A 15690-nucleotide genomic window follows, 5' to 3' on the forward strand; every position below is an offset into this window, starting at 1 on the left:
TTCCTTGCTTCAATCCAGGCCGCGCCGGCGTTCGGCGTTTTCCTCGTCGGTGAAGAACACCGGCTCGTGGCCTTGGCTGCGCAGCCAGTCGGCCAGCGCATAGCCGGTACCGGCCGGCCAGCATTTGAGTTCGCGCGGCTCCATCAGGCGGTAGTCCAGCAGCTCGGGCGACAGGCGGACCTCGCCCTGGGCGTGCACGTGGTAGGCAATGATGACCTGGTTCATGCGCAGAAACTCGTAGACGCCCACGAGCCGGATCTGCAGCGCGTCCAGGTTGGTTTCTTCCTTGAGCTCGCGCGCGATGCCTTGCTCGGGGCTTTCGCCGGCTTCCATGAAGCCGGTGATCAGCGCGAACATCTTGGGCGGCCAGGCGGCGTTGCGCGCCAGCAGGATCTTCTCGCCCACTTGCACGATGGCAGCCAGCACCGGCACCGGGTTGTTCCAGTGCGTCCAGCCGCAGGCGGCGCAGCGCAGCCGCACCTTCTCGCCGCTGTCTTCCAGCTGCGCAATCGGCGCCAGCGGCCCGGCGCATTGCGGGCAAAAGCGCATCTCGTCAGGCATGATTTTCAGGCGGGAAAGACGCCGGTGGAGAGGTAACGGTCGCCGCGGTCGCAGACGATGAAGACGATGGTGGCGTTTTCCACGCGGGCCGCGATCTGCTGCGCGACCCAGGCGGCGCCGGCCGAGGAAATGCCCGCGAAGATGCCCTCTTGCGCGGCCATCTGGCGCGCCATGTCTTCGGCGTCGCTCTGCGATACCGACACCAGCTCGTCGACCAGCTCCGGGCGGTAGATGCGAGGCAGGTACTCCTCGGGCCACTTGCGTATGCCCGGAATGCGCGAACCCTCGGTCGGCTCGGCGCCGATGATGTGCACTGCGGGGTTTTTCTCGCGCAGATAACGCCCGACGCCGGTGATGGTGCCGGTCGTGCCCATGGCGCTGACGAAATGGGTGACGCGCCCGGCGCTCTGCTGCCAGATCTCGGGGCCGGTGGTTTCGTAGTGGGCGCGCGGATTGTCTTCGTTGGCGAACTGGTCGAGCACCCTGCCCTTGCCCTGCTCGGCCATCTGCTGGGCCAGGTCGCGCGCGTATTCCATGCCGCCACTCTTGGGCGTGAGCACCAGCTCGGCGCCGTAGGCCTTCATGGTCTGGGCGCGCTCTACCGACAAGTCTTCGGGCATCACCAGCACCATGCGGTAACCCTTGATCGCGGCGACCATGGCGAGCGCGATGCCGGTGTTGCCCGAAGTGGCCTCGATCAAGGTGTCGCCGGGCTCGATCTCGCCGCGCTGCTCGGCGCCGTCGATCATCGCAAACGCCGCGCGGTCCTTGACCGAACCTGCGGGGTTGTTGCCCTCGAGCTTGGCCAGCAGCGTGTTGCCGCGCTCGCGCCAGACTGCGGCGCCCAGGCGCCTCAAGGCCACCAGAGGCGTGTGGCCTATGGTGCTTTCTATGGTCGGATGGTCTGTCATATGTGGCTACTGTGCCATAATTTGCGGCTTCCCGAAAATGGCCCGGGTGGTGAAATTGGTAGACGCAGGGGACTCAAAAATAGGGACTTCTACGTAGGTCTTGCTTGAGTCTACCGTCTGCAAAGTCGCGTGGGATAAGGAATTGAGGGATAAATCGGCTCTTGAGCGAAATGCCAGCATTTTGAACCAGGAGCCAGCTAGGAGCTAGGACGATGTAAGCTAGCTCCAAGCGAAGAGTAGTAGGTAGTTGAAGTAGCATCGCGTCATGCCCGAGTGGTGAAATTGGTAGACGCAGGGGACTCAGACCAAATTTGAGCCCTCCGGGGGAAACCCCAGAGGTGAAGCCCGTCAAACTCGGCGAAGGCCCTGGACGCAAGTCCGAGCTAATACCGAGCCAAGCCCTGGAGCCGAAAGGCTCCTCGGAAGGTGTAGAGAGCAGACGGCGGGCACCTAAGGCCGAAAGGCTATGGTGAAGGCGTGCTCCAGCCCACGAACGTCGTTTCTTCGGAAATGGCGGCGGCGAAAGCCGAAGTGGGAAGAAAATCCCCCGCCGCAAGGCGTGCCGGTTCGATTCCGGCCTCGGGCACCAATCCAGAAGAGCCGCCTCTGTTCGCAGAGGCGGCTCTTTCATTTCCTGCCTACTCGCTTGAATCCTCGATCCCCCGCCATGAACGCCTCCAGCATGTGCGGAATCAGCGTCGCCGCATCGACCGCCTCACCGTAAGTCTGCGCGTGCAGCGCAGCGTAGCGGTCAAGGTCAGCCTTCAAACCGGCCGGGCACGCGAAGGTCAGCTTCGTGGATTCCAGTTTCGGCAGCGGTCCGAGCCGCAGCTTCCTAATCGTGCTCATCGCATTGCTCCCCGGTTGAAGAACAGCGGCTGGTACGGTCGCAGCACCAGATCGCGGTTGACGATGATGCGAACCGGCAGGCCGGGCCGCTCGGTCAGCGTTGGCTGGATGTTCATGTTGCGTCGGGTCAACTCCTGCCCCACGTGGTTCACGCTGTCCTGCAGACTGCCTTGACCGGCAATCACGATGCGATTGCCGTCCTGCCGGTTCTGCGGCGCGGCCAGTTCGGCGCCCACGCCCAGCAGCGTGGTCAGCGCCGCGCCGGCAAAAACACGATCCCAATGCCAATCGACCCCATCCTCCAGGCCGGCATAGCCGGCCGGATCGGCGCCCGCGAGGTTGTCGAGCTTCAGCGAAGACGTGTCGGGCAGGATGATGCGGTTCCACACCACCTGCACGCGGCTCTGCCCATAGCTCACCTGGCTGTTGTACTTGCCCAGGATGCGCGAGCCTTGCGGGATCAACAGGAACTTGCCCGTGGCAGTGTCGTAGACTGGCTCCGTCACCGTGCTGATCACGTCGCCCGGCAGGTCGGACTTGATGCCGGTCACCAGCGCGCCGGCGATCACAGTGCCCGCCATCACCTGGTATGGCGAGGTAGGCAGCGCCAGATTCCCGGAATTGCGGGTTTCCGTAGAACCGCCTTTCAGGAAAGCCTCTTTCTGGTCTTGCCGGTTTTGCACAGCGGTCGGGTCAGACGCGGACTGTTGAGTTTGTGCCGCCGTCGAGGCCGGCCCGGCGGCGAGCGGATCGAAACCCGCCAAGGCCGATACCGGGCCTGCCGCCGCGACTTGCGCAGTTGCCGGCGCACCGGCCTTGCCCTGCTGACTCGAACGGAAGAACACCGACGAAGCCGCCGCGGCATCGGCTTCCTTGCGCCGTGCATCATCCGGGTCATGGCCTGGCGGCGCATAGGTGGGTGTGGCCGGCTGCTGCGAGGCCACGATGGCCGGGCCGAGGTCGCCCGGCAGGGGCGGCCCCAGTTCCGGCACCTTCGCCGGCAGCTTCGAGTAGTCCGACGGCAGGCCATCCAGCCCTTCGGACTTCGAGACGCGATCCACGTTGTAAAGCTCGGTCTGCTCGCCTACGCCACGCCGATGCGGTTGCAACGACCACATCAGCGCGCCGAGCACGGCAACCGACAGGCTGCCGGCGAGGATGGCCAGCGTGCGCCGGTTCAGGCGCGTAACCGGGCGCGGCTGGGCGCGCAACGCCACCGCCTCGGGTGCCACCTTGTCGGCCTGCGGGGCGGCATGGTCGGAAATGTCATCCTGGCTCATGGTCAGTTCCTCCGCGTGCCGCTCGAAACGCCGTCCGTGCGCTCGATCCGCACCACGTCGCCGCCATCACCGCCCAGGCGCAGTTCGGCTGCGCCGAACAGCCGATCCACGATGTAGTACGGCGAGCGGAAACGGTAGTTCACCAGTTGCCCATCGCCCTGCGCGCCAATGACAAACAGCGGCGGCAGCTCGCCTTGCGCGATGCCCGGCGGAAACTGGATGTAGACCTTCTCGCCATCATCGAAGGCGCGCAGCGGCTTCCACGGCGGGGTGCTGCCGCTGACCGCATAGCGGAAGCGGATCTTCTCCAGCGACAGCCCGGTATCGACCGGCGCGGCGCTGCTCGCCGCCTGTGCCTGGCGCTGCAAGGCCAGCATCTTGTCCTTGGGATACTCCCAGGACACCGACGCCATCCACGTTTTCTCGGTCGATGTCAACTCCAGCAGATACGTCCTGCGGCTGGTGGTGATGACGAGATTGGTCTTCAGGCCCGAGCGGATGGGCTTGACCATCACGTTGACGCGCAGCGCCTCGCCGCTGCCGCTCGCGGTATCGCCCACGATCCAGCGCACGGTATCGCCAGCGGCCACCGTCACCAGCTCCTCGCCCGGCTGGAGCGCAACCACGGTCACGCGGCCCACGGCCGCATAGACCTGATACAGCGCGCCATCGGTGAACGGCCACACCTGAATCGCATTGACGTAGCCCTCGCGCGTGGGAGCGACACGCGCCTCGGCATTGGCACGCGAAACGCGCACCGTCTCATCAGTAGGCTCCGGCGTGGGCTTGGCATCCGCTGTTTCTGGTGCGGGCTTCAACTGCGCCGGCATCGGCAACACCTGGGGCACTGCGACAACCTCTACCGGCTTCGGCGGCTCGGGCAAGGGGGTTGCCTGCACCGGCTCATCGAGCGAGATGGTCGGCGGCGGCTTGCCCTGCGTGGCGCAGCCCGAGAACAAGACGCTGGATGCCAGCAAGATCAGCGGCAAGGCGGATCTACGGAAAATCGCATTCATGGTTTTGCTCCTTCGTTTCCTTCCAGTTCGCGGCTCCACGACAGCCCGTTGACGTAGATGCCCAAGGGGTTCTTGCGCAGGCGCTGCTCGGTGCGCGGGGTCTGCTGCACGATGGAAATCACCGCGTTCCAGCGTTCGATGCGGTCCAGCGCGCCGTTGACGTAGCGCGTCTCCGTCCAGCGCACGTTGAAAGACGTGTCGCTGGCACGGGTCACGCTGGTGATCTGCACCGTCACCGACTCCTTGCCGATGCGCGCGAACGGATCGTTCACGCGGGCGTAGTCGTTGAGCACCACGGCGCCCTTGTCGGTGGTGTAGTTGTAGGCATCGAGCCAGTTCTGCCGCACCACGATGGGGTCGATGGAGAGCGATCGCACCAGGCCGATGAAGCGGCCCAGGTGGTAGGCCACCTGGGCATCGTTGGGCCGGTACGGCGTAGCGGCTTCGCCGACCGCGCGCACCTGGCCCGCGTTGTCTACCTCCACCACGTAGGGCGTGACGATGGACTGCGCCGAGCGCCAGACCAGGCCACCGGCCATCAGCAGCGCGAGTGCGAGGCAGCCGAAGGCCATCAAGCGCCAGTTCTTCGCCTGCACGCGGGACGAGCCGATACGCTCGTCCCACACTTGGGCAGCAGATTGATATGGGGTCGCAGGCTGCGGGGTATCGGCATAACGCACCTGTGGGCGTTTGAATCGCATGGGTGTTCTCCTTGAAGATCAGGAATCGAAGGTCATCCGTCGTCGCGCAAGCTCGGCCCCTGGCTGGAGCTGCCGCCATCGCCACCGCGCAGCGTGTGGGCGGCGGTCGTCGCGGCATGGGTGAGTTGCTGTCGTCGGTGCAGGCGCTTGGCCCAGGCTGGTTGCTCCGGTGCCTTCGGGCTGGCGGCTTCGCCAGAAGCGGCGGCATTGGCAGCGCCTTCGTCGGCTGTAGAGCCGTTCCATCCGGCACGGAAGGAATCGGCCACCTTCTGGCCGGCGGTGGAGGCGCGGGACGTCACACCGCGCCCGGCCGATTGCGCGCCGGTCTTGGCGACGTTGCCCATGCCGGCCATCGCGCCCTTGGCACCGCCACCGGCTGCAGCGGAGCCGGCCTGGAAGGCCGACCGGGCGCTGCTGGCCGCCGACGTGGCGGCACGCGCGCCGCTGCCGGCCAGCTTGGCGGCAGCCGGCGCCATGCGTGCCCCGGCCGCGACCGCGCCACCGACACCCGTGGCCGCTGCGCCCACGGCAACCGCAGCGCCGGCCGCGCCCAGCGCGGCACCGGCCATCGCGCCCGCGCCGAGCTGCGGGCCGCCCGACACCAGCCCGGTCGCAATGCCCGGCCCGAAGATGCCCAGCGCCAGCAGGGTCAGCGAGGCCAGCATGACGACGACCGAATGGTCGATGGACGGCTCTGCCGGCTGCACCTGGAACTCGGCGAACAGGCCCGAGCCGATGCCGACGATGACGGCCAGCACCAGCACCTTGATACCCGACGACACCACGTTGCCCAAGACCTTTTCGGCGAGGAACGCGGTCTTGTTCCAGAGGGCGAACGGCACCAGCACGAAGCCCGCGAGCGTCGTCAGCTTGAACTCGATCAGCGTGATGAAAAGCTGGATGGCCAGCACGAAGAAGCACAGCAAGACGATCAGCCAGGCGAGGAACATCACGACGATGGGCGTGATGTTCACGAACACCTCGGGGAATCCCGCCATGTCGCCGATCTGCTTGAGGATCGGCGCCCCGGCGTCGATGCCGACCTTGGCCAGCCTGCCCGGTTGCAGGAAGTTCTCCATACTCAAGGTCGAGCCGCTGGCCGTCAGGCCCAGGCCCGCGAACGAGCGGAACACGATGCCGGCCAGCCAGTTGAAGTTGCCGATGATGTAGGCGAAGGCACCGACGTACAGGACCTTGCGCAGCAGCTTGGCGATCACGTCCTCGCCCTGCCCGCTGGCATGCCCCATCGCCCAGAACAGCCCGGCCAGGGTCATGTCGATCACGATCAGCGTGGCGGTCAGAAACGCCACCTCCCCCTGCACCAGCCCGAAGCCCGAGTCGATGTAGCGCGAGAAGGTGTCGAGGAAGCGGTCGATGACCGTCACGTCGTTCATGACCCGGCCGCGTCAGTTGCCGTAGAAGTTGACGCTCGTGGGCGTGTATGCGGTGCCGTTGCCAAGGAATCGGCGCGTCACCTCCCTACCCCGCTCAGTCGCCGCCGCTTGCCGCGCCAGCTCCAGCGAGGCCGCCCGGTCCTGCGTGATCTGCAGCCGCTGCGTCTGGATCGACTGCTTGGCCTGCAGGGCCAGCAGCTGGTTCATGGACTGCATCGCCTGCAACGCGCCTTCCGCCGACTGGCTCTTGCCCACAAGGTCGGCCAGCACGCTTTCGTCGTCGCTCAGGTTCTGCGACGCCTGCGCCTGCATCTGCATGGTGGTCTGCAAGCCGTTGAGCGTGTTCTTCCAACGCTCCTGCGTATCGAGGTACATCTGATTGCCGCTTACCATAGCGGTGTACTTTTCGGGATACAGGCGCGCGAACTCGCGGTCGATGCTCGTCACGTCGTAGGCCAGACCCTTGGCCTGCGCGATGAGGCGCTGGGTGGTCGCCAGGTTCGCGCGCAACTGGCCCACCACGCTGGACGGCAGGCTGGCCAGGTTGCGCGCCTGGTTGATGAGCATCTGCGCTTCGTTCTGGAGCTGGCGGATCTGGTTGTTGATTTGTTCCAGCGTGCGAACGGCAGTGAGCGTGTTCTGCACCAGATTGGTCGGGTCGAGCACGATGTCGCCGACGCCGAACAGCGCGTGCGCGGGCTGCGCGATGCCGAAGGCGAGCACGCAGGCGGCGGTCAATGCTGCGAGCTTGGGAGCATGGGTTTTCATGGTTGGTTCTCCTGCGGATGGGTGGGGATGGGCGGCGTGCCGGGGAAGTCACGCAGCAGCTCGGCCGCCCAATCGAGGCTGCGATGGCGCAGCCACGCGGCTGCGAACGGGGAAGAAGCGGAGTCGGCATCGACCGCAGCGAGCACCGCGTCCATGTCACGCTGGTCTTGCGGCGTGGAAGCGCCCGCGAAGGCCAGCGTTGCCGGCCCCAGGTCGAGGTCGAACAGGCGATTGCCGAGACGGGATTGGTAGTAGTGGTCGCGCTTGGGCTGCGCGGTGGCGACGATTTCGATCTGCCGTGAGTTCAGGCCGAAACCTTCGTAGATCGTGCGAATCTGCGGCTCGGTCGCCTGCGGGTTGGGCAGGAAGATGCGGCTCGCGCAGCTTTCGATGATGGCCGACGCGATGCTCGAATCCTTGATGTCGGCAAGGCTCTGCGTGGCGAAGATGACGCTGACGTTTTTCTTGCGCAGCGTCTTGAGCCACTGCCGGATGCGCGCGGCAAACACCGGGTCATCAAGGAACAGCCATGCTTCATCGAGGATCAGTAGCGTGGGCGCACCGTCAAACCGCTCGTCGAAGCGCGCAAAGAGGTAATGCAGCACGGCCATGACGGCGGCCTTGCTGTGCATCAGCTCCTCCATCTCGAAGCACTGCACGTCGGCCATGCCCAGCCGGTCGTGGTCGGCGTCCAGCAGCTTGCCGTGGGCGCCGCCGAGCACATAGGGCGCGAGCGCCTGGCGCAGCGCATTGCTCTGCAACAGCACGGACAGCCCGGTCATCGTGCGCTGCTCCACCGGCGCACCGGCAAGGCTTTGCAGCGCCGACCAGATGGCCGCCTTCTCGTCCGGGCCGACTGCCACGCCTTCGTGCCGCAATCGGCCTTCGATCCATTCGGCGGCCCAGGTGCGGTAGCCGTCACGGTCGATGCGTGCCAAGGGCTGGAAAGCGATCTCGCCATCCAGCCCAAGGTCGTAGTGCTCGCCGCCGAGGCCCAAGATCGTGGCGCGCATCGAGCGCCCCATGTCGAAGGCAAAGATGCGCGAGCCCCGATAGCGGCGGAACTGCATCGCCAGGGTGGCAAGCAAGACCGACTTGCCCATGCCAGTCGGCCCAGCGACCAGCGTGTGGCCCACGTCGCCGATGTGCGTCACCAGCCGGAACGGCGTGGCGCCATCGGTGCGCGTGACGATCAACGGCGGGCCGTCGAGGTGATCGTTCTTCTCCAGTCCAGCCCACACGGCGGACACGGGCATCAGGTGCGCCAGGTTCAGCGTCGAGACGATGGGCTGGCGCACATTGGCGTAGGCGTGGCCCGGAAGCGAGGACAACCACGCATCCACGGCATTGAGCGTTTCGGGGATGGTGACGAAGCCGCGCCCCTGGATGGCGCGCTCCACCATGCGCAGCTTCTCGTCGGCCACGGCGGGATCGGCATCGAGCACCGTCACCGTGGCGGTGACGTAGCCGAAGGCCACCTGATCGCTGCCCAGTTCCTGCAGGGCGGCATCGGCATCCGCCGCCTTGTTGCTGGCGTCGGTATCGACCAGCGGGCTTTCCTGCTGGAAGATGGTTTCGCGCAGCAGCGCGATGACGTTCTTGCGCTTGGCGAACCACTGGCGGCGCAGGCGGGCAAGCTCTTTTTCTGCATCGGCTTTGTCGAGGCAGAGAAAGCGGGTGCTCCAGCGATACGCGAAGCCCAGGCGGTTGAGGTCGTCCAGAATCCCCGGCCAGGTCGAGGTCGGGAAGCCCCGCACCGTCGCCACGCGCAGGTGCTCGTCGCCCAGCATGGGCGCCAGGCCGCCGATCAGCGGTGCATCGGCCAGCAGCGCATCCAGGTGAAATGGCACCTCCGGCACGTTCACCCGATAGCGCCGCGTGGAAACCGTGGCGTGCAAGTAGGTCAGCGTCTGCCCGTCATCGAGCCACGCGATTTCCGGCATCACGCCATTGAGCAGGTCGAAGACACGATCCGTTTCCGCCTGGAAGGCTTGCAATCGCTCGCGCCAGTCCACGCCTTCGGTTGGCTTGTTCTCGTACAGCATCCTCGCTGCGCGGGCGCGGGATTCCTCCGCAGGCAGGCATTGCAGCGTCAGGTGGTAGCCGCTCTCGAAGTGGTTGCCCGATTCCTCGAAGGCGGCGCGGCGCTCTTCATCGACCAGCCACGACAGCGGCTCGGGGAACTCCGAGTGCGGATAGTCAGCGGCAGCGCGGCGCTCGGCTTCGATGAACAGCGCCCAGCCCGAACCCAGCCGGCGCAGCGCGTTGTTCAAGCGCGCCGACGTGGCGATCAACTCGCCTTGCGTGGCACTGTCGAGGTCAGGTCCGCGAAACCGCGCCGTGCGCTGGAAGCTGCCGTCCTTGTTCAAGACGACACCCGGCGCGACCAGCCCGGCCCAGGGCAGCCAGTCGGCCAGCAGCGCGGGCCGCTGGCGGTATTCGGCAAGGTTCAGCATGGCGTCATCCCCCTACACGTCCAGCAGCGGCCGGTGCTTGATGTGGCGGGCAAAGACCTGCATGAACTGCGGATCGACGCGCGCGCCCCAGACTGCCAGCGCGTGGCCGGCGATCCAGAGCACCACGCCCGGAATCCACAGTTGCAGGCCCAGCCCGACGGCGGCGGCCAAGGTGCCGTTGGCAATCGCCACCGTGCGCGGTGCGCCACCCAGCAAGATCGGCTCGGTGAGCGAGCGATGCAGCGGCACCTCGAAGCCCGCCGCGAAGTTCTGCACTCCATCATGGGCCGCGTTCATACGACGGCCCCGCCGGAGAAGCTGAAGAAGGACAGAAAGAAGCTCGAAGCCGCGAACGCGATGGACAGGCCGAACACGATCTGGATCAGCTTGCGAAAGCCCCCCGAGGTATCCCCGAAGGCCAGCGCCAGACCCGTGGCGATGATGATGATGACCGCGACGATGCGCGCCACCGGCCCTTGGATCGACTCCAAGATCGACTGCAATGGACCTTCCCAAGGCATCGACGAACCTGCGGCCTGCGCGGTGCCCACGAGCAGCAGCATCAGCGCCGCGAGCATCAGGCCCTGCATGGCCGGGCGGGTCAGGCCATCCAGCCGAGCCGAACTGGAACGGCCGGGAAGCGCATTTGCAGAAATACGGAAAGCAGGAACCTGCATCATGAAAGTTCTCCAGAGTGGTCAGGGGACAGGGAGGAAAGGTCGGACGGCAGCAGCAGCTCCGGAAACGGCGTTTCCGGCGTTTCCGGCGCCTCTAGCGCATCCACCAGGCGGTAGCCCACGCCGTCGAAGCCGACGACGCGGGCGATGCTCTCGATGCGGCGCTTGCGCCCGCGTCCGGCGATGTGGATCACCACGTTGACCGCCTCGGCGATCAGCGCACGGGGCGGGTTCACCGCCACTTCGAGAATCAGTTGCTCCAGGCGCAGCAGCGCGCCCAGCGCGGAGCCGGCATGGATCGTGGCGATGCCGCCGGGGTGGCCGGTGCCCCACACCTTGATGAGATCCAGCGCCTCGGCGCCGCGCACCTCGCCGACCACCACGCGATCCGGCCGCAGGCGCATGGACGAGCGCACCAGCTCGGTCATGGACACGACGCCCGCGCGGGTGCGCAGCGGCACGTGGTCGCGCGCCGCGCATTGCAGCTCCACCGTGTCTTCGAGCACCAGCACGCGGTCGCCGGTGGCGGCGATCTCGGCCAGCAAGGCATTGGCCAAAGTGGTCTTGCCCGTGCTGGTGCCGCCGGCGATCAGGATGTTCTGGCGCTCGCGCACGGCGCGCGCCAGTAGGCCCGCCTGTTCGGCGGTCATCATTGCATCCTCGATATACCGCGACAGTGGGATCACACCCACGGCGCGCTTGCGCAGCGCGAAGGCCGGGCCCGGCGCTGCGGGCGGCAGGATGCCCTCGAAGCGTTCTCCCGTCTCGGGCAGCTCCGCCGTCAAGAGCGGCTGGCCGCGATGGACTTCCGCGCCGACATGGGCCGCGACGAGCCGGATGATGCGTTCGCCATCGGCCTCGGACAGCTCCACGCCCATCGGGGAGCGGCCCGTGGAAAGCCGGTCGATCCACAAGGTTCGATCCGGGTTGAGCATGATCTCCACCACGTCCGGGTCTTCGAGCGCGGCGGCGATCAGCGGCCCCATCGCCGTGCGCAGCATCTGGATGCGACGGTCCAGTGACGTAGCCGCGAAAGAGGAAGAAACGGCGCTCATGAAGCACGCTCCTGCGCTTCGGCCGTGGCCGCCATTCGCGCTGGATCGGGATGCAGTTCCTCCACCACGTCGCGCACCAGGCTGCGCCCGCGTAGCAGGTGGCGACCGAGCTGCTCGACGAATTGCTCGAAGCGCGCCTTGCCCTGGGCACGCGCGGCATCCTGATGGACCTCGGGCACGGGCGTGCTGACGGTCAGGAAATAGCGGATGAACAGCGCCAGCGTCTCGATCTGGATGTTCTGGTCGCGCTCCATGCGTTCGGCCTGGCGCGACAGGCGATCCAGCCGCTTGGCAATGGCTGCCTCGCGCTGGTCGGCCGCATCCGGCGACAGCCAGGACGCCAGCGCCGCCGCGACGATGCTGGACTTGGACACACCTTTCTTGGCGGCCAGCTCATCGAGCCGCTTGGCGTGCTCGGGCTGGATGAAGAGATTGAGGCGATGCTGGCTCATAGCTCGATTCCGTCGTCAGGGTCGAGGGATGCCAGCCGGGCCATGCGTTGCAGGGCCGGGTCGAGCTGGCGCGGAAGGGGAAGCGGCAGGTCGTCGTCATCGAGCAGCGCGAGGTCGGCTGCGGGCGCGGCCTGCTCGGGGTCGTAAGTGACGGTTTCAGAGAGTTCGGGCTGGCGGCGTAGGCCGCCGTCGTCGGCACTGCCCATGCCATCGACGGCTTCGGTAACCGGTGCCGCCGGAACGGCGGGAATCGCCAAGCCGCGCCAGTCATCGGCGCGCGCTGGCGGCGCGTCGGCATAGCTGCCAGCGGCGAGCACAGGCGGCGGCAGCACGCGCTGCTTGAAATTGCTGTCCGCGTAGTAGCGCAGCTTCTTGGCCTTAATGGGTGCCACGCTGGAGACCATCACCACCGCATCGTCGGGCGGGAGCTGCATCACCTCACCGGGCGTCAGCAGCGGGCGCGCCGTCTCCTGGCGCGACACCATTAGGTGCCCCAACCACGGCGCAAGCCGATGGCCTGCATAGTTGCGCTGCGCACGCAGCTCGGTCGCGGTGCCCAGGGTTTCGGAAATGCGCTTGGCGGTGCGTTCGTCGTTGGTGGCGAACGTCACGCGCACATGGCAGTTGTCCAGAATCGAATGGTTCTGCCCATACGCCTTGTCGATCTGGTTGAGCGACTGCGCGATGAGGAAACTGCGGATGCCATAGCCCGCCATAAAGGCCAGGGCCGTCTCGAAAAAGTCCAGGCGCCCCAGAGCCGGGAACTCGTCGAGCATCAGCAGCAGCTTGTGGCGGCGGGCTATGCCGTCCGAACCATCGAGTGATTCAGTAAGCCGCCGCCCGATCTGATTGAGGATCAGGCGGATCAACGGCTTGGTGCGGCTGATGTCCGAAGGCGGCACCACCAGATACAGCGATACCGGATGCTCGGCCGCGATCAGGTCGGCAATGCGCCAGTCGCAGCGCGACGTGACTTCGGCCACCGTAGGGTCGCGGTACAGGCCGAGGAACGACATGGCCGTGGACAGCACGCCCGAGCGCTCGTTGTCCGACTTGTTGAGCACTTCGCGCGCCGCAGAGGCCACCACCGGATGCGGGCCCCTACCCTCCCCGTCCGCGAGATGCGGTGTGGTCATCATCCGGTGCAAGGTCAGCTCGAATGGGCAGGCCGGGTCGGAGAGGAAGTTGGCGACGCCGCGCAGCGTCTTGTCCTCGCCTGCGTACAGCACATGCAGGATGGCGCCCACCAACAGCGCGTGCGAGGTCTTCTCCCAGTGGTTGCGCCGCTCCAGCGCGCCTTCGGGATCGACCAGTATGTCGGCGATGTTCTGCACGTCGCGCACCTCGTGCGCGCCGCGCCGAACCTCCAGCAGCGGGTTGTAGGCGGCCGACTTCGCATCCGTCGGGTTGAAAAGCAGGCAGTGCGAGAAACGCGAGCGCCAGCCGGCGGTGATCTGCCAGTTCTCGCCCTTGATGTCGTGGATGACGGCGGACGCGGGCCATGAAAGAAGCGTCGGCACGACCAGGCCGACGCCCTTGCCCGAGCGCGTGGGCGCGAAGGTCAGGACGTGTTCCGGGCCTTCGTGCCGCAGATACTGGCCGTGGTGCTGGCCGAGGAATACGCCGGCCGGCTGCGTGAGGCCCGCCTTGCGAATATCCTCCGCGTTCGCCCAGCGTGCCGAGCCGTAGGTGGTGACGAGGCGTGATTGGCGCGAGCGCCAGATCGACATGCCAATGGCGACCAACACGGCGACAAGGCCGCTGCCGCCGGCAATCGCACCGCCAATGTCGAAGACACGCGGCGCGTAAGCGTCGAAGAAGAACCACCACTCAAACAGCCGCCACGGGTGGTAGACCGGCGTGCCCAGGAAATCAAACCAGGGCGAGCCAAGGCGTATTTGATAACCAAGGGCCGCTGCCGTCCATTGTGTGGCTGCCCACACGCCGGCGATCACGATGCCGAATACGACGGCAATCTGACCGAACAGCACGTTCGCCCCTTGCATGACCTTGCCTCCAATCACGGCACACGGAGGTGCCGCAGCACTGAGGATCAAGGCGCGTGCGCAGGCCGGTCAAAGGCCGTTATGGCGGCAATTCAGGCTGAAAAGGCCAGATTTCTGGCAAGGGCGAAGGCAATAAAAACGCCGCGAACGCGGGCGCGTTGCGGCGTATGGAGGTAATAGCGAGAGCTTCGTCGCAGCGATACGACAGCAGCGGACGTTACTTCGTCTTTTGCTCCGGCCGATCACCGAAGAAGCGCCGATTGGCGGCTTCGGCCGCGCGCACGCAGAGTTCATCGCCGACCTTTGTGCGATCCTCCTTGCATTGGCGCTGGAGTTCCTTGATGCGATCTGGATGGGCCACAAGGTAGTCCACGGTTTCCGACGGTTGAGATTGACCACATGCCGCCAAAGCGGTGGCGATCATCATCAGCGGCAGCACTTTGTTCATGGTTCCAGTCCTTTCATGGGGTGGGTCAGGAATCTTCGGTAATGGTCAAGTCATCCACCGAATCAATGAAGGTCACTCGCTCGATGAACCGGGCCAGCATCTCGGAAGGTTCCGTGTCGCGGCGCAGCAGATAGGTGGCCAACATCGTTGGTCTGCCGGCCACGGGCCGGCCCACGACACCCGGCTCCCGGCTGGATGCGATATGCGCAGCGCCCGCCAGCCCCAGAGCAAAGCCGGCGGAAACCAAGGTCATCATCACGTCGAAGGTTGCTACGCGCTGCGTGATCAAAGGCTCTTGATCGAACTTGCGAAGAAAGCGATCAACTTGGCGCGCGTGGCCTTCGCATACCTCAGGGTCGCCCAGCACTAGGGGATAGCGCAGCACCTCCTCCAGAGGAATCCGCTTGAAGGCCAACACCGGATGACGGGCCGGCACGGCCACCATCAACTCGTCCTCCCATGCAGGGCTGACCAAGATGCCATCGCCCGCGTCTTCCGCCATCGAGAAACCAGCGTCGTACAAATCGTCGTGCAGGCCCTTGATCTGTTGCTCCAAGGGCACCTCAAACAGCCGGATCTCGACCTCGGGATCTTCCTCGCGGCTGCGCGCCAGCAGGGCCGGCAAGCGCGATGGCGTGATGCCGTCTGACAGGGCAATGCGCAACTGCCCGTGATAGCCATTAGTGGCGGATTTGACACTGTCACGCGCTTGCTCCAGCGCAGCGAAGATGCGCGGTACGTGCTCCAGGAGCAGCCGGCCAGCGCGAGTCAATTGCGTGCTGCGGGTAGTGCGAACGAACAGGCGCGCACCAAGTTCCTCTTCCAGTTCTTTGATGGTACGGGACAACGGTGACTGGTCGATGTGCAGCCGCTCGGCTGCGCGGGCAAAATGGAGTTCTTCAGCCACGGCCAGGAAGCAGCGGAGATGGCGCAATTCCATGAGTCAATGTCTCCCTGAAAATCGATTGTCGGAATTGCAAAATCATTATTCAAACGCTTCCTGACAAAGCGATGAGCGCATGATTACTTTTTTGTCAGCAGCTTTTCATCCATGAGCCGCTGCAGCCCATTGATCTTTCTGACTTGGCCGGAATGGCTGGCCGTTGAAACAGGGCA

General features: G+C 65.7%; 16 protein-coding genes. All 16 read right to left on the reverse strand.

Features of this window, described 5'->3' with window-relative positions; translation table 11 throughout:
• Positions 1–9: 9 nt before the first annotated feature.
• Positions 10–561: an NUDIX domain-containing protein gene (locus KUD94_RS03715; RefSeq protein WP_218238535.1), complete on the reverse strand. Its 552-nt coding sequence runs from the start codon at positions 559–561 to the stop codon at positions 10–12.
• Positions 562–566: 5 nt separating this feature from the next.
• On the reverse strand, positions 567–1472 hold the full coding sequence (cysM, locus tag KUD94_RS03720; RefSeq protein WP_218238536.1) for a cysteine synthase CysM: 906 nt from the start codon (positions 1470–1472) through the stop codon (positions 567–569).
• Between the two features lie 627 nt (positions 1473–2099).
• The gene (locus KUD94_RS03725; protein WP_094437501.1) at positions 2100–2321 is read right to left on the reverse strand and encodes a DUF2274 domain-containing protein; all 222 of its coding nucleotides are present in this window, start codon (positions 2319–2321) and stop codon (positions 2100–2102) included.
• The gene (locus KUD94_RS03730; RefSeq protein ID WP_094437502.1) at positions 2318–3601 is read right to left on the reverse strand and encodes a TrbI/VirB10 family protein; all 1284 of its coding nucleotides are present in this window, start codon (positions 3599–3601) and stop codon (positions 2318–2320) included. The genes KUD94_RS03725 and KUD94_RS03730 overlap by 4 nt, the downstream gene beginning before the upstream one ends.
• 2 nt (positions 3602–3603) lie before the next feature.
• On the reverse strand, positions 3604–4617 hold the full coding sequence (gene trbG, locus KUD94_RS03735; RefSeq protein ID WP_094437503.1) for a P-type conjugative transfer protein TrbG: 1014 nt from the start codon (positions 4615–4617) through the stop codon (positions 3604–3606).
• Positions 4614–5318 (reverse strand): conjugal transfer protein TrbF, encoded by a 705-nt coding sequence (gene trbF / locus KUD94_RS03740; protein WP_094437504.1) that lies wholly within the window; start codon positions 5316–5318, stop codon positions 4614–4616. The genes trbG and trbF overlap by 4 nt, the downstream gene beginning before the upstream one ends.
• Before the next feature lie 32 nt (positions 5319–5350).
• Positions 5351–6712 (reverse strand): P-type conjugative transfer protein TrbL, encoded by a 1362-nt coding sequence (trbL, locus tag KUD94_RS03745; RefSeq protein WP_094437505.1) that lies wholly within the window; start codon positions 6710–6712, stop codon positions 5351–5353.
• Between the two features lie 12 nt (positions 6713–6724).
• A complete protein-coding gene (gene trbJ, locus KUD94_RS03750; protein WP_094437506.1) occupies positions 6725–7480 on the reverse strand; it encodes a P-type conjugative transfer protein TrbJ in 756 nt (251 codons plus the stop codon).
• Positions 7477–9936, reverse strand: a complete 2460-nt coding sequence (gene trbE / locus KUD94_RS03755) for a conjugal transfer protein TrbE (protein WP_094437507.1) — start codon at positions 9934–9936, stop codon at positions 7477–7479. Before trbE ends, trbJ begins: the two co-directional genes overlap by 4 nt.
• Positions 9937–9948: 12 nt before the next feature.
• Positions 9949–10233, reverse strand: coding sequence for a VirB3 family type IV secretion system protein (locus tag KUD94_RS03760; RefSeq protein WP_094437508.1), 285 nt, complete (start codon positions 10231–10233; stop codon positions 9949–9951).
• Entirely contained in the window at positions 10230–10616 is a 387-nt protein-coding gene (locus tag KUD94_RS03765; RefSeq protein WP_094437509.1) for a TrbC/VirB2 family protein, read from the reverse strand. Before KUD94_RS03765 ends, KUD94_RS03760 begins: the two co-directional genes overlap by 4 nt.
• Positions 10613–11668, reverse strand: coding sequence for a P-type conjugative transfer ATPase TrbB (gene trbB / locus KUD94_RS03770; protein ID WP_094437510.1), 1056 nt, complete (start codon positions 11666–11668; stop codon positions 10613–10615). The genes KUD94_RS03765 and trbB overlap by 4 nt, the downstream gene beginning before the upstream one ends.
• Positions 11665–12120, reverse strand: a complete 456-nt coding sequence (locus tag KUD94_RS03775; RefSeq protein WP_094437511.1) for a ribbon-helix-helix protein, CopG family — start codon at positions 12118–12120, stop codon at positions 11665–11667. Before KUD94_RS03775 ends, trbB begins: the two co-directional genes overlap by 4 nt.
• Positions 12117–14126 carry a conjugal transfer protein TraG gene (locus KUD94_RS03780; protein ID WP_094437512.1) on the reverse strand — a complete coding sequence of 670 codons (2010 nt, stop codon included), beginning with the start codon at positions 14124–14126 and terminating at the stop codon, positions 12117–12119. Before KUD94_RS03780 ends, KUD94_RS03775 begins: the two co-directional genes overlap by 4 nt.
• Before the next feature lie 217 nt (positions 14127–14343).
• A complete protein-coding gene (locus KUD94_RS03785) occupies positions 14344–14574 on the reverse strand; it encodes an EexN family lipoprotein (RefSeq protein ID WP_094437513.1) in 231 nt (76 codons plus the stop codon).
• Between the two features lie 25 nt (positions 14575–14599).
• Positions 14600–15514 (reverse strand): LysR family transcriptional regulator, encoded by a 915-nt coding sequence (locus KUD94_RS03790; protein WP_094437514.1) that lies wholly within the window; start codon positions 15512–15514, stop codon positions 14600–14602.
• Positions 15515–15690: the final 176 nt, after the last annotated feature.

It is taken from the genome of Comamonas sp. NLF-1-9 (assembly GCF_019195435.1).
Taxonomy (GTDB): Bacteria; Pseudomonadota; Gammaproteobacteria; order Burkholderiales; family Burkholderiaceae_C; genus Comamonas_C.

Bases quoted from the DNA above. Each gene is read 5' to 3' on its own strand.
- KUD94_RS03715 (WP_218238535.1), bottom strand. From the start codon at position 561: ATGCCTGACGAGATGCGCTTTTGCCCGCAATGCGCCGGGCCGCTGGCG.
- cysM (WP_218238536.1), bottom strand. From the start codon at position 1,472: ATGACAGACCATCCGACCATAGAAAGCACCATAGGCCACACGCCTCTG.
- KUD94_RS03725 (WP_094437501.1), bottom strand. From the start codon at position 2,321: ATGAGCACGATTAGGAAGCTGCGGCTCGGACCGCTGCCGAAACTGGAA.
- KUD94_RS03730 (WP_094437502.1), bottom strand. From the start codon at position 3,601: ATGAGCCAGGATGACATTTCCGACCATGCCGCCCCGCAGGCCGACAAG.
- trbG (WP_094437503.1), bottom strand. From the start codon at position 4,617: ATGAATGCGATTTTCCGTAGATCCGCCTTGCCGCTGATCTTGCTGGCA.
- trbF (WP_094437504.1), bottom strand. From the start codon at position 5,318: ATGCGATTCAAACGCCCACAGGTGCGTTATGCCGATACCCCGCAGCCT.
- trbL (WP_094437505.1), bottom strand. From the start codon at position 6,712: ATGAACGACGTGACGGTCATCGACCGCTTCCTCGACACCTTCTCGCGC.
- trbJ (WP_094437506.1), bottom strand. From the start codon at position 7,480: ATGAAAACCCATGCTCCCAAGCTCGCAGCATTGACCGCCGCCTGCGTG.
- trbE (WP_094437507.1), bottom strand. From the start codon at position 9,936: ATGCTGAACCTTGCCGAATACCGCCAGCGGCCCGCGCTGCTGGCCGAC.
- KUD94_RS03760 (WP_094437508.1), bottom strand. From the start codon at position 10,233: ATGAACGCGGCCCATGATGGAGTGCAGAACTTCGCGGCGGGCTTCGAG.
- KUD94_RS03765 (WP_094437509.1), bottom strand. From the start codon at position 10,616: ATGATGCAGGTTCCTGCTTTCCGTATTTCTGCAAATGCGCTTCCCGGC.
- trbB (WP_094437510.1), bottom strand. From the start codon at position 11,668: ATGAGCGCCGTTTCTTCCTCTTTCGCGGCTACGTCACTGGACCGTCGC.
- KUD94_RS03775 (WP_094437511.1), bottom strand. From the start codon at position 12,120: ATGAGCCAGCATCGCCTCAATCTCTTCATCCAGCCCGAGCACGCCAAG.
- KUD94_RS03780 (WP_094437512.1), bottom strand. From the start codon at position 14,126: ATGCAAGGGGCGAACGTGCTGTTCGGTCAGATTGCCGTCGTATTCGGC.
- KUD94_RS03785 (WP_094437513.1), bottom strand. From the start codon at position 14,574: ATGAACAAAGTGCTGCCGCTGATGATGATCGCCACCGCTTTGGCGGCA.
- KUD94_RS03790 (WP_094437514.1), bottom strand. From the start codon at position 15,514: ATGGAATTGCGCCATCTCCGCTGCTTCCTGGCCGTGGCTGAAGAACTC.